This is a genomic window from Nesterenkonia massiliensis (assembly GCF_000455245.1).
Lineage (GTDB): Bacteria > Actinomycetota > Actinomycetes > Actinomycetales > Micrococcaceae > Nesterenkonia > Nesterenkonia rhizosphaerae.
This window is the reverse complement of record NZ_HG005165.1, coordinates 678,133-689,642: the sequence shown is the minus strand read 5'-3', so window position 1 is coordinate 689,642 and position 11,510 is coordinate 678,133. Positions and strand designations below refer to the sequence as shown.

11 protein-coding genes and 3 pseudogenes are annotated in these 11,510 nt (G+C 64.0%); 8 read left to right on the top strand and 6 right to left on the bottom strand.

Annotation, left to right across the window (positions count from 1 at the left end; genetic code table 11):
* Positions 1-170: 170 nt before the first annotated feature.
* Positions 171-1,061 (top strand): annotated as a pseudogene (locus TX78_RS14590) (SH3 domain-containing protein); the annotation flags it as partial.
* Between the two features lie 41 nt (positions 1,062-1,102).
* Here the strand turns inward: TX78_RS14590 and TX78_RS14165 are convergent.
* Complete coding sequence (locus TX78_RS14165; RefSeq protein WP_233722133.1) at positions 1,103-1,288, bottom strand: hypothetical protein; 186 nt, start codon at positions 1,286-1,288, stop codon at positions 1,103-1,105.
* Between TX78_RS14165 and TX78_RS14585 the strand changes: the two are divergent.
* Positions 1,248-1,331: pseudogene (locus TX78_RS14585) on the top strand (hypothetical protein); the annotation flags it as partial. The gene TX78_RS14165 and the pseudogene TX78_RS14585 sit on opposite strands and share 41 nt — an antisense overlap.
* A gap of 50 nt (positions 1,332-1,381) precedes the next feature.
* Here TX78_RS14585 and TX78_RS14160 read toward each other — a convergent pair.
* Positions 1,382-1,690, bottom strand: coding sequence for a hypothetical protein (locus tag TX78_RS14160; RefSeq protein ID WP_044493392.1), 309 nt, complete (start codon positions 1,688-1,690; stop codon positions 1,382-1,384).
* Positions 1,691-1,844: 154 nt separating this feature from the next.
* Here TX78_RS14160 and TX78_RS14580 point away from each other — a divergent pair.
* Both TX78_RS14580 and TX78_RS14510 read left to right on the top strand, forming a co-directional pair.
* Positions 1,845-1,940: pseudogene (locus TX78_RS14580) on the top strand (hypothetical protein); the annotation flags it as partial.
* 264 nt (positions 1,941-2,204) lie between these two features.
* Positions 2,205-2,741, top strand: a complete 537-nt coding sequence (locus TX78_RS14510; RefSeq protein ID WP_049897378.1) for a transglycosylase family protein — start codon at positions 2,205-2,207, stop codon at positions 2,739-2,741.
* Between the two features lie 101 nt (positions 2,742-2,842).
* On the opposite strand, the gene hisD is transcribed toward TX78_RS14510, so the two are convergent.
* Positions 2,843-4,150, bottom strand: coding sequence for a histidinol dehydrogenase (gene hisD, locus TX78_RS03160; protein WP_044493389.1), 1,308 nt, complete (start codon positions 4,148-4,150; stop codon positions 2,843-2,845).
* 109 nt (positions 4,151-4,259) lie between these two features.
* Between hisD and TX78_RS03155 the strand changes: the two genes are divergently transcribed.
* Positions 4,260-5,687 (top strand): mechanosensitive ion channel family protein, encoded by a 1,428-nt coding sequence (locus TX78_RS03155; RefSeq protein WP_158644290.1) that lies wholly within the window; start codon positions 4,260-4,262, stop codon positions 5,685-5,687.
* Between the two features lie 82 nt (positions 5,688-5,769).
* On the opposite strand, the gene TX78_RS03150 is transcribed toward TX78_RS03155, so the two are convergent.
* Entirely contained in the window at positions 5,770-6,618 is an 849-nt protein-coding gene (locus TX78_RS03150; RefSeq protein ID WP_044493387.1) for an SDR family NAD(P)-dependent oxidoreductase, read from the bottom strand.
* 122 nt (positions 6,619-6,740) lie between these two features.
* On the opposite strand from TX78_RS03150, the gene TX78_RS03145 reads away from it, so the two are divergent.
* Positions 6,741-7,148: a hypothetical protein gene (locus tag TX78_RS03145; protein WP_044493383.1), complete on the top strand. Its 408-nt coding sequence runs from the start codon at positions 6,741-6,743 to the stop codon at positions 7,146-7,148.
* A 44-nt stretch (positions 7,149-7,192) separates the two neighbouring features.
* Here the strand turns inward: TX78_RS03145 and TX78_RS03140 are convergent, their stop codons facing one another.
* The gene (locus TX78_RS03140) at positions 7,193-7,996 is read right to left on the bottom strand and encodes an MBL fold metallo-hydrolase (RefSeq protein WP_044493381.1); all 804 of its coding nucleotides are present in this window, start codon (positions 7,994-7,996) and stop codon (positions 7,193-7,195) included.
* Positions 7,997-8,064: 68 nt separating this feature from the next.
* Between TX78_RS03140 and TX78_RS03135 the strand changes: the two genes are divergently transcribed.
* Together TX78_RS03135 and TX78_RS03130 are read left to right on the top strand one after the other, a co-directional pair.
* A complete protein-coding gene (locus TX78_RS03135) occupies positions 8,065-9,195 on the top strand; it encodes a glutathione S-transferase family protein (protein ID WP_044493380.1) in 1,131 nt (376 codons plus the stop codon).
* Positions 9,196-9,422: 227 nt separating this feature from the next.
* Complete coding sequence (locus TX78_RS03130) at positions 9,423-10,214, top strand: SGNH/GDSL hydrolase family protein (protein WP_044493379.1); 792 nt, start codon at positions 9,423-9,425, stop codon at positions 10,212-10,214.
* A 3-nt stretch (positions 10,215-10,217) separates the two neighbouring features.
* Here TX78_RS03130 and TX78_RS03125 read toward each other — a convergent pair whose 3' ends face one another.
* Positions 10,218-11,480, bottom strand: a complete 1,263-nt coding sequence (locus TX78_RS03125; RefSeq protein WP_044493686.1) for an aspartate aminotransferase family protein — start codon at positions 11,478-11,480, stop codon at positions 10,218-10,220.
* Positions 11,481-11,510: the final 30 nt, after the last annotated feature.

Here is an 11,510-nt window from a genome sequence, read left to right as displayed (position 1 = left end):
GGGCTGCCCGCGTCCAGCAGCAGAGCACGCCGCAGACCTGCGACTATTCCACTGCCGAATCCACTGCACTGCGCTCACAAGCCAGCAGCACCGCACCGGTACTGCGTCAGCTGGGACGCGGTACTGCGGTCACTTCGGAGCCGGGGGACTCCTCCAATGGCTTTGTCCGCGTGACTGCCGCGGGCCAGACCGGCTGGGTGCAGCTAGGTCACTTGACCCCTACCCGGCCCTCGGGAGCAGCGGTGAATCCAGCCTCCAGCGGAAACACCGCGCCTCAGGCTGGGCGCGTCTACCGCGTGACCACGCCGCTGAATGCACGCAGCGGTCCCGGCACTCATCATCCAGTTGTCCAAGGAATGCCTACCGGTGAGGAGATCACTGTGACGGCGGCTCAGGGCTCATGGGTCCAGTTCACCAGAAACGGCCAGCAGGTCTGGTCACATAGCGCCTACATCCAGCCAGTCAGCGGCGCTTCCCAGGGTGGAAGCGCCCCATCGGCGCCTACTCCGGCAACTAACATTCCTGGTGCCGAGGGCGCATCAGGTGGGCAGCCTGCCACGCAGCCCACCGCCGCTGCAGGCACCTTCCGCGTGACGACTCCGCTGAACGCGCGCAGCGGCCCGGGTGCTCAGCACCCTGTAGTGCAGGGCATGCCCGCCGGTGAACGCATCACCGTCACCGGCAGTAGCGGCCAGTGGGTGCAGTTCACCCGTAATGGTCGCCAGGTGTGGTCCCATGGTGCGTATCTGGAGCCGGTAGCCGACAGTACCTCAACTGGCACGGGTTCGTCCTCTTCCGGATCGTCCTCAGAGTCTGCTTCCTCCGGGTCCTCCAGCTCCGGCTCCGCGGGTTCAAGCTCCTCGAATACTGGCTCCACCGACTCCGCACAGTCGGCCGGTGCCCATACCGTCAACGGCGTGTACCTCAACGCCCGAAGCGGTCCCGGTATGAGCTCCAGCGTGGTCACTGTGCTGGCTCCGGGGGAGCGCGTTCAGGTGACCGGTCGCAGCGGGGAGTGGGTGAGCTTCGCGCGGGGATCACGGACCCTATGGGTGCACTCTGGTTACCTGAGTGCACCGGCCCCTGCGGCCCCCAGCGAGCGTCAGTCATCGGGCTCCAGCAGCGCATCGACTGGCTCGAACACCTCGGGTTCAGACACTTCAGGTTCCAGATCGTCGTCTTCTGGCGCTAACAGCTCATCATCGGCCTCGCGCAGCGACCACGCCACCACCACTATGTGGCAGAACATGCGTTCGGGCCCCGGGCTCTCCCACGGCGTGACTCGCACTGTGGCACCGGGTCAGCGAATGGAGGTGCTGGATCAGCGCAACGGGTGGTTCCAGGTGCGTACCACCGCAGGAACTGGCTGGATGTGGGGCGACTATCTAGACCTACCCGCCTCCGCAGCCGCCCAGGCGCCGAACACCGGATCCTCGAGCAGCGGTTCTTCCACCTCAGGCTCCTCCAGCGCAGGTTCCTCGGCTAGCGGATCGTCTAGCGCTGGGTCGTCCACTACTGACTCGTCCACTACCGGGTCTTCGGCTTCCGGCTCCTCCGGCAACTCCGGCTCGGCATCTTCAGCCGCACCGAGCACACCCCGGCCAACTCCTTCAGCACAGCCCACACCGAGTGCACCGGCTACCCCGAGCGCACCGGCTGCCCCGAGTGAGTCGTCGAGCCCGAGCCCCACGGCTCAGCCGACGCCTAGTGCTCAGCCGACCCCCTCTGAACGGCCTAGCACGCAGCCTGCCCCGGCGCCCTCAGCTACGCCGAGCCCCTCGCCGAGCCCTGCTCCGGCCCGGCCCACGACTCCGTCGTCGGCCGGCAACAGCGCTGTCACCACGATGTGGCAGAACGTGCGCTCCGGTCCCAGCACCAGTGATCGGGTGATTGCCTCGACCCGCCCCAGCCAGCGGGTTGAGCTGTTGGGCCAGCGCAACGGCTGGTACCAGGTGCGCATTGCTGGCAGTACCGGCTGGATGTGGGGGGAGTACCTCGAGGTGCCATCCTCGGCATCAGCCCCCACGGTGGCTGCGCCGAGTGCGGCCGGTTCCAACACCGGTTCCGGATCCGGGTCCAGTAGTGGTTCGAACTCCGGCTCTAGCTCGAGCTCTGGCTCCAACTCAGGTTCGGGTTCTACCTCCGGCTCTGGTTCGAATTCGGGCTCAGGCTCAAACTCCGGGTCAACGCCTGCCACCAGCGGTATGCATGCCAAGAGCCCGCACGGGCCTTACAGCTCCGCCTGGGACAAACTGGCCCAGTGCGAGTCCAGCGGAAACTGGTCCATCAATACCGGTAACGGTTACTACGGCGGCCTGCAGTTCTCCAAGGGCTCCTGGGAATGGGTGGGCGGCAGCGGCCTTCCACACCAGGCCTCCAAGCAGGAGCAGATCACTCGCGCCTATGAGCTCTGGAAGCACCAGGGCTGGGGCGCTTGGCCATCCTGCAAGACCCAGCTGAACCTGCAGGGCGATCCGGGCGGATGGGGAGACAGCTACTACGCCGTACACCCCAGCGCCAGCACCGTCTCCAGCGTGAGCTCGACGGACCAGTGGACCGCCAGCTTCTCCGTGCCGCTGCGCGAAGAGCCCAGCACCTCCGCGGAGAAACTGGTCCAGATCCCGCGTGGCACCACGCTCTCGGCACTGGAACGCCGCGGTGACTGGATCCGCGTGGAATACACCCATGCCGGGGACAGCTACACCGGCTGGGTCAGCACCGGCTACATCACCCAGGCCTAAGGGCCAACCACAGCCACACGCAGCAGGGGTCCTGTTCCCTTCCGGAATACTCCGAAGGAGGAACAGGACCCCTGCTGTGTCTACCTCAGGCGGACAGCGAATCAGCGGAAGCGGGCAGTCACTGCATCCCCGTGGGCCGGAAGCCCTTCGGCGGCGGCAAGAGCGGTGACATGCTCAGCCACATGGCCTAAGCCCTCACGCCCGTAGTGAATGACCTGCTGGGAACGCAGGAAGCTGGTGACATTCAGCCCCGAGGAGTACGCCGATGCCCCGCCGGTGGGCAGCACATGGTTGGAACCAGCGCAGTAATCCCCCAACGACACCGGTGAGTATGAGCCGACAAAGATCGCCCCGGCATTGTGAATGCGATCCACCAGGTTCTCATCGTTGCCGGCCATGATCTCCAGGTGCTCAGCCCCATAGGCATTGGCGATCTCCACTGCATCATCCATCGAGTCCACCAGCAGCACTGCAGACTGGGTCCCGGAGAGGGACTGTTTGACACGGTCCTTGTGCTCAGTAGCGTCTACCTGCTCCTCCACCTGGGAACGCACCGCTTCGGCCAGCTTTGCCGAAGGTGTCACCAGCACTGCCGCGGCCAGCTCATCATGTTCGGCCTGCGAGATCAGATCGGCGGCCACGAGGTTCGCCGGAGCGGTCTCATCGGCGAGCACCATGATTTCTGTGGGTCCGGCCTCAGCATCAATGCCCACTACGCCCTGCACCGCCCGCTTGGCGGTCGCTACGTAAATATTGCCAGGACCGGTGATCAGCGAGACCGGCGGGCACAGCTGCTGCCCATCAGCCCCCAGAGCACCGTAGGCGAACATACCCACAGCCTGGGCACCGCCGACGGCGTAGACCTCCTCAACACCCAGCAGAGCCGCAGCCGCCAGCACAGTAGGATGCGGCCACCCTCCGAACTCGCGCTGCGGGGGAGAGGCGATCGCCAGAGAGCGCACCCCCGCCACCTGGGCCGGAACTACGTTCATCACCACAGATGAGGGATACACTGCCTGGCCCCCAGGTACGTAGAGGCCCACCCGCTGCACGGGGATCCAGCGGTTGGTCACCCGAGCGTCGGGAGCTGGAGAGACCACCGAGCCAGGAGGAAGCTGGGCCGAATGCACTTCGCGTGCACGCACAATCAGCGTCTCCAGGGCAGCACGTACTGCCGGGTCCAAAGTTGCCAGAGCCTGATTCAGCTGTTCGGCGGGCACCCGCAGAGCAGGGGGCCGCACGCCGTCGAACCGTTCGGAGAGGTCAAGCAGAGCCTCTGCCCCGCCGGTGCGGACCTGCTCCAGAATGGGGGTCACCGTAGCGGCGGTGGCAGAGATATCCTGCTCAGCCCTGGGCAGAACAGACAGCGGGTCCACAGAACTTCCGCGCAGATCCCTGAACGTGAGCATGGTCCTCCTCGAAGATGCGTGTAGATATGCGTCACACCCTGCCAAAGGACTCCCGAAAGCAGCGCGTGACGGTTTCATTCTCCACCCTACGCGTGCCATCATTCCCCACATGGTTTTCTTCCCCGCCGTCTCATCACCTACTGCCCTCCTCCTCAGCGGCACCCAGGAGCCGCTCTTTGATGAGGATGCCGCCACGCAGAATCCGACCAATGGAATCACCAGCGAGGTAGAGGACCACATCCCAGAAGAGTTCGAGCAGCTGGTCTCCAACGCAGGACCATTCATGGGGCTGCTGATCGGCGTGGGCTTGACGGTGGTGGTCGCCCTGGTCATCACTCTGGTGATCTCCACCGTGATGAAGCAGATCTTCCGCCGCTCCGCTCAGGTCAAACGCGCCATCGGCCGCACGCAGGCACCGCTGTTCAGCGTGCTGTTCTTTGCCGGGTCTGCGCTGAGCGTCAACTACGCCACAGGCACTGACCTATGGTGGCGCCAGCCGCTTTTTGTGGTGCTGAACATTGCGGTCATCGTCTCTGTAGCCTGGTGGGCGCTGCGAGTGGTCAGAATCATTGAGGCGGTGATTCTCTCTCGCTACATCGGGGAAGGCGAGCTTGAAGCCGAAGACCGCCGGGGCCGGCGTGTGCAGACCCAGGTGGACCTGATCGGGCGAATCTTGGCGGCAGCCATCATCACTCTCGCAGTGGCCGCTGTGCTGTTGCTGAACGAGGATGTGCGCGGGCTCGGGGCCGGACTGCTGGCCTCCGCCGGTGTGGTGTCTGTGGTGGCTGGTCTTGCCATGCAGTCCACCCTGGCCAATGTCTTTGCCGGCATCCAGTTGGCCTTCGCCGACTCCATCCGGGTGGGCGACGTCGTGGTCATCGAGGAGAACTTCGGCACAGTGGAGGAGATCACCCTCTCCACAGTGGTCATCAAATCTTGGGATGGACGTCGCTTCATCTACCCCAGCGCCCATTTTGTGGCCACACCATTTGAGAACTGGACTCGAGTCGGAACTGAGCTGCTGGGCACCGTGGAGCTCGACGTCGACTGGCGGGTGCCTATGGACGCGCTGCGTGCGCGCCTGAAGCGCCTACTGGACTCCACCCCGTTGTGGGACGGGGATACATACAGCGTGCAGGTGATTGAAGCTGTAGAGGGGCACATCAAGACTCGGGTGGTGGTTTCTGCGCGCAATTCTGGCGAGCTGTGGGATCTGCGCTGTTTGATCCGTGAGGATCTGGTCAACTACCTGCGCACCGAGCACCCCTATGCGGTGATGACCCAGAGGATGCTGATCACCAATGAAGAAGCCCTCGGGCAGAAGCCGGAACCGGTGGCTACCGGCCAATTCGGGGCCGTAGACAAAGACGACGACGCCCCGGCCAGCCCAGCCGCGGCCACAGAGATCCGCACCGAATCCTCACAGGATGCTTCGCTGTTCACCGGCTCGATCCAGGCTTTTGAACGTAATCGGGACTTCGCGGGACCCGGGGAGGACGCCTACCGGGAGCGTCGCGAGCGGCAGGACGAAGACTAAGGTCGGGATGATTTTCCCAGGCGGACAACGGCCAGGGTGCACGATGCCGTCAGGTCAGCGGCGCAGAAGAGGAGATGCTGCCCTATGCGGACTTGCCCTTTGTCTCCCCGGATGTCAGTTGCTGCGGAGCTGAGGTGCTCTGGTCCTGGTCCTGATCCTGGCCCGGTACACCCATCCCGCGTCCGGTGGCCCACTGCACCACGGGGTCGGGGATGAACCGCAGAGAAGCCGTCAGCGCCTGGTAGGTGCGCGACGGGACGCTGACAGCAGCGCCCTGAGCATTGGCAGTCAAGCCTGCGCGCACCACATCCTCGGCATCGAGCCACATCCACTTCTTGGCTCCGGCCACGGTGATCTTTGAACGCGAGTGGAACTCGGTGCGGACCAGACCCGGGCACAGAGCGGTGACGGTGACGCCGTCGGTCTTCAGCTGCTGGTGCAGAGCCTTGGAGAAGTTGATGACCCAGGACTTGGCAGCGGAGTAGGTGCCGGTGGGCGTGAATCCAGCTACCGAGGCAACGTTGATGATGCGCCCACCGCGGCGCCGGACCATGCCGCGGGCAGCGGTATGCGTGAGCTCCATGGTGGTCTGCACGTGCAGACGCAGCAGATCCCGCTCATCCTGCAGATCATTATCTAGGAAGTCGCCCGCTAAGCCGTGGCCAGCGTTGTTGATCAGCAGGTGGACCGGATTGGCTTCATCAGCCAAGCGCTCGGCTACCGCGTCTACACCGTCAGAGGTGGTCAGGTCAGCGATGATGACATCGGCACGGACTTTATACTGCGCGGAGAGGGATTCGGCCTGAGCTTCGAGCCGCTCGCCGCTACGGGACACCAGCACCAGGTTAAATCCCTGGGCTGCCAGCTGCCTCGCGAAGGCGGCTCCGAGGCCTGCGGTGGAACCTGTAATGACTGCTGTATGGGTGCCCATGGGGGATATCGTAGAGTGCCCAAATGGACGTCGGCGTCAGATCCTTACAGCCCGCGTTCAGGCTGTGGTGGCATCACAGAGATTCCGGGGTAGCTAACCCTGGTGAGGCGGAGGAGGAGCCTGTGCGGTGGAACAAACAGAGTGAATGGGGACCGTCCCGTTTAGCCGGTGATGAGTGGGCGCCCTTGCAAGCACGTATTGCCGCTGCTGACCTCGATGCCGTGGACCAGGTGGTGGAAGAACTCACCGGCTTCATGGACTACTTCCGCGAAGACTTACCCGAAGGTCCACTCACCGGTGTCACCGACGGGCAACTGGCTGTGGTGCAGCACCGCGACCGGGACTCGTGGGGTCGGCCTGTGCTTGTGGTGACCTGCTACGCCTCCGGGGTGGTGGGAGAGAGCTCGCCCGACGCCTTCGAGAGGCTGGCGAAAGCGGCCAACGCACTGGTTGATCAGCTGCAGTCTGAAGGCGTGCGCGTAGAAGAGATCCGCTGGTCTCAGCTGCCCTATATCAAGCGGCCGTTCTAGAACTTGCGGGTCCGGACCTGAAGCGTAGTCCGATTCTCAGCTGTTCAGTTCGGTTCGCTGCTGTTCAGATAGTCCAGCTGCGCGTTGATCAGCTGAAGGATCACAGGTTGCTGCACCCCTGGGCGCGGACCGTAGATCAGCTCCGCCAACTGGGCAGGACTGTGATCGGGGTGCTTCCTTCGCAGCTGGTGAAGCTGGTCCAGACGTTGCCGGCGCTGAGCTTCATACCGAGCGGCAGCGGCTGCCAGGTCGGGCTGCTGGGATCCGTGACCGGGAAGTAGGGGCACATCTCCATAGGACTGTAATCGGGCCAGTGTGGCGAAATAGTCGGCCAGGGTGCCATCGGGATAATCCACCATGGAGGTGCCACGGCCAAGGATGGTATCTCCCGTGAGCATGACCCTGTGCTGGGGGAGCCAGAAGCACACTGAATCCGCGGTATGTCCGGGAGTATGCAGGACCTCGATGTCCACTCCACCGACACTGATTCGCTCACCATCGCGCAGCGGCGCCGGTGAGCTGTTTCTCGCTTCACCCCCGCCCGGCCCTGGGGGCCGACACAACTCGGGGTCAAAGGACCGCACCGGAGCACCGCTGAGATCCGCCAGAGCCGCGGCTGCGCCCAGATGGTCGGCGTGACGATGGGTGATCAGGATCTGCTGCACTGAGCGGTGAGAAGCCGCGTCCAGAATCGCCTCAAGATGCTCGGGATGATCTGCAGGACCGGGGTCCACGACCACCACGGCGTCGGATCCCGCTGCTCCCAACAGATAGGTATTAGTGCCCTCCAGCGTCATGGGCGAGGGGTTGTTACAGGTCAGGACCTGCCAGGGCGCCGTCGTGCTCATGGGATCCAGACTAGTCACCACCTGGAGCCCCCCTGGAGTTGTTCAGCGCGGAAACGTAACCTTGCGGTATGGCTGAGTCACAGGGTCCGCAGAAGACATACGAAACCGAGCACTCCACTAAAGGCGCCTACGTGACCGGGGAGGAGTTCACCCGGGACACCAATTACATCGAGGACCGAGTGGTGGCCGACGTCGACGCGGTCACCGCCGCACCCCAGGAGGAGCCCTCCAGCATCGGGGACCCGCGTGCTGCGGGATTGACCGCTGATGCCCAAGCCTGGCCGGTGGAGCCGGGACGGTATCGCCTAGTGGCGGCAAGAGCCTGCCCGTGGGCGCACCGATCGATTATTGTGCGACGCCTACTGGGCCTTGAGAGTGTGATCTCGCTGGCCACTCCCGGCCCGGTACACGATGTGCGGTCCTGGACCTTCGATCTGACACAGGACGGCCGGGATCCGGTACTGGGCACTGAGCGGCTGCAGGAGAACTACTTCAAGCGATTCCCGGACTATCCGCGCGGAATCACAGTACCGGCATTGGTGGATGTGCCCTCCGGGGCGGTGGTGACAAATAACTACCCCCAGCTGACCCTGGACTTCTCGACGCAATGGAAGGCATATCACCGGGAGGGTGCGCCGGATCTGCTGCCCGATGAGCTGATCGATGAGATGCTTCCGGTGATCAAACGCGTCTTCACCGAGGTCAACAACGGGGTCTACCGCGCCGGGTTCGCCGGATCGCAGCGTGCCTATGAGGAGGCCTACGACCGGCTCTTCACCGCACTGGACTGGCTGGAGGAACGGCTCGCCGACCGGCGATACCTCATGGGCGAGCACATCACCGAGGCTGATGTGCGACTGTTCACCACTCTGGTCCGCTTCGATGCGGTGTACCACGGGCACTTCAAGTGCAACCGGAACAAGCTCACCGAGATGCCGAACCTGTGGGGCTATGCCCGGGACCTGTTCCAGACACCCGGATTCGGGGACACCGTGGACTTCGACCAGATCAAGGCCCACTATTACGTGGTGCATGAGGACATCAACCCCACCCAGGTGGTCCCAGCGGGGCCGGACCTGCAGAACTGGCTGAGTGAGCACGGTCGCGAGGAGCTCGGCGGCTCACCATTCGGTGCGGGCACGGCTCCTGGTCCGATCGCTGCCGAAGAACAGCCTCCCGGAGCCAACCCGCTGTACTGATTTAGTTCCGCGGGCGGGGGAACCCCGCCACGCTCTCGGCGGGCTCACGCCCGCCTTCACGCCTGAAGTGCTCGATGTCCGGGCGTCTCCACTCGTGCGAAAGGGACCGAAGCTCACCTTAAGCAACTGGGCCACATGTTATTACCTGACGGTAGGTTCAGTCCTGGGTGCCCCGCGGGTAGGGTGGCTGAAGAGGAAAACCCGCACTCGCAACAGGGGAGGCCGAGATGCCTGCAGCTGGTACAGCCCAAGGATCATTCACCAAGCGGTATGTCGCGCTGGGGGACTCCTTCACCGAAGGAGTCGGGGATATTGACCCTTCGAGCCCCAATGACGTGCGAGGTTGGGCCGACCGGGTCGCCGCCCAGCTGATCTCCAACGACTCATCCTGGGGTTATGCGAATCTCGCCATCCGCGGGAAGAAGCTGCAGCAGGTGCTGGATGAACAGCTCGATGCCGCCTTGGCGCTGAAGCCCACGCTGGTGACGCTGTACGCCGGAGGCAATGACATTCTGCGCCCGGTGGTCAATATCGACGGGCTGATGGAGCGCTATCGCGCCGGTGTGGAGAAGCTCGCGGAATCAGGAGCCCGCGTGGTGCTCTTCACCGGTTTCGACTCCGGGAAGGCTCCCATGTTCCGGCTCACCCGTGGCCGTACCGCCATCTACAACGAGTACGTGCGTAAGATCGCCGCTGATCTTGAGCTGGATCTGGTGGACTTCTGGCATATGCGCGTTTTCCAGGACTGGCGCTACTGGGATGTGGACCGAATGCATCTGGGCATCGCAGGTCACATCACCATGGCCAAAGAAGTCCTGAAAGTGCTGGGGGAGCAGGACGAGATCGACGAGCCGGAGTTGGACGAGTCCCCGGTGGTCTCACTGCCGGAGAAGATCGCCGCCGAGGTGACCTGGAGCAAGGACTATCTTTACCCGTGGGTGAAGCGTCGCGTGACCCGGGTCTCTTCCGGTGATGCGATGAACCCGAAGTATCCGGCGCTGACATCCCGGATCTGGTAGACCTCACCCCAGCACTGCCTTCAGGGCCGCACTGAAGATCCCCGCGGCGTCCTCCACCTGCTGCTGACTGACCACCAGCGCTGGAATGAACCGGACCACCTCAGTCCACGGCCCGCAGGTCAGTAGCAGCAGTCCGCGGCGGGCCGCCTCCTGCTGTACGGCCGCTGCCAGTGCAGTGCCGGGGGTGCCGTCGTCGTTGATGAACTCCACGCCCACCATCAGTCCCAGACCGCGTACTTCGGCTACCTGGGTGTACCCCTGCGCGGCCTCCCGTAGCCGGCTGCGAAGCTGCTCACCACGGGCTTGAGAGTTCTCCACCAGGTGTTCCTCGGCAATGACCTCGAGGGTGGCAAGGGCTGCGGCGCAGGCTACCGCGTTTGCGCCATAGGTCCCGCCCTGTGACCCCGGCCAGGCTTTGGCCATGAGTTGCTCTGAGGCTGCGATCCCGGAGATCGGGAAGCCGGAGGCGATGCCCTTGGCGAACATCTGGATATCGGGCACCAGCCCGAAATGGTCCTGGCCCCAGAACCGTCCGGTGCGCCCGAAACCGGTCTGCACCTCATCAACGATCAGCAGAATCCCGTGGGCATCGGCGCGCTCCCTCAGCCCGGCGAAGAACCTTTCATGACCGGGCACGTATCCGCCTTCGCCGAGCACCGGTTCCACCAGGAACGCTGCAGTATCCGCCGGCGCTGACTGGGTGTTCAGCAGCAGATCCAGCTCGCGCAGGGCAAAGTCGGTGGCCTGGTCCTGATCCCAGCCGTAGCGCCGGTAATGCGAAGGGTTCGGAAAGGGGGAGACGACGACGCCGCCCATGAGCGGACTGAATCCAGCACGGAACTTGGTGCCGGAGGTAGTCATCGATGCCGCTGCCACTGTTCGTCCGTGGAACCCGCCTTGGAAGACCACAATGTTCGGTCTGCCCGTCGCCTGCCGCGCCAGTCGCAGTGCGGCCTCGGCGGCTTCCGAACCGGAGTTGGAGAAGAACACCGAATCCAGGCCCGCCGGCAGCACTTCACTGAGTCGCTGGGTCAGCTGCTGCAAGGGGCGGTGCATGACGGTGGTGTACTGGCCGTGAATCAGGGTGCCCACCTGTTGCTGGGCCGCGGCAACAACTTTGGGGTGGCAGTGCCCGGTGCTGGTCACACCGATCCCGGCGGTGAAGTCCAGATACCGCGTCCCGTCGTCGTCATAGAGATAGACGCCTTCTCCGCGGGACGCCACCACGGGAGTCGCCTGCTTCAGGAGGGGGGAGAGCTGAGTCATCATTCATCCTTTGTGTCTGATTGTTGACAA

Coding starts and splice junctions, on each gene's coding strand:
- TX78_RS03135 (WP_044493380.1), top strand. CDS start 8,065: ATGGCTGAGTCACAGGGTCCGCAGAAGACATACGAAACCGAGCACTCC.
- TX78_RS14510 (WP_049897378.1), top strand. CDS start 2,205: ATGCATGCCAAGAGCCCGCACGGGCCTTACAGCTCCGCCTGGGACAAA.
- TX78_RS03140 (WP_044493381.1), bottom strand. CDS start 7,996: ATGAGCACGACGGCGCCCTGGCAGGTCCTGACCTGTAACAACCCCTCG.
- TX78_RS03125 (WP_044493686.1), bottom strand. CDS start 11,480: ATGACTCAGCTCTCCCCCCTCCTGAAGCAGGCGACTCCCGTGGTGGCG.
- hisD (WP_044493389.1), bottom strand. CDS start 4,150: ATGCTCACGTTCAGGGATCTGCGCGGAAGTTCTGTGGACCCGCTGTCT.
- TX78_RS03130 (WP_044493379.1), top strand. CDS start 9,423: ATGCCTGCAGCTGGTACAGCCCAAGGATCATTCACCAAGCGGTATGTC.
- TX78_RS03155 (WP_158644290.1), top strand. CDS start 4,260: ATGGTTTTCTTCCCCGCCGTCTCATCACCTACTGCCCTCCTCCTCAGC.
- TX78_RS03150 (WP_044493387.1), bottom strand. CDS start 6,618: ATGGGCACCCATACAGCAGTCATTACAGGTTCCACCGCAGGCCTCGGA.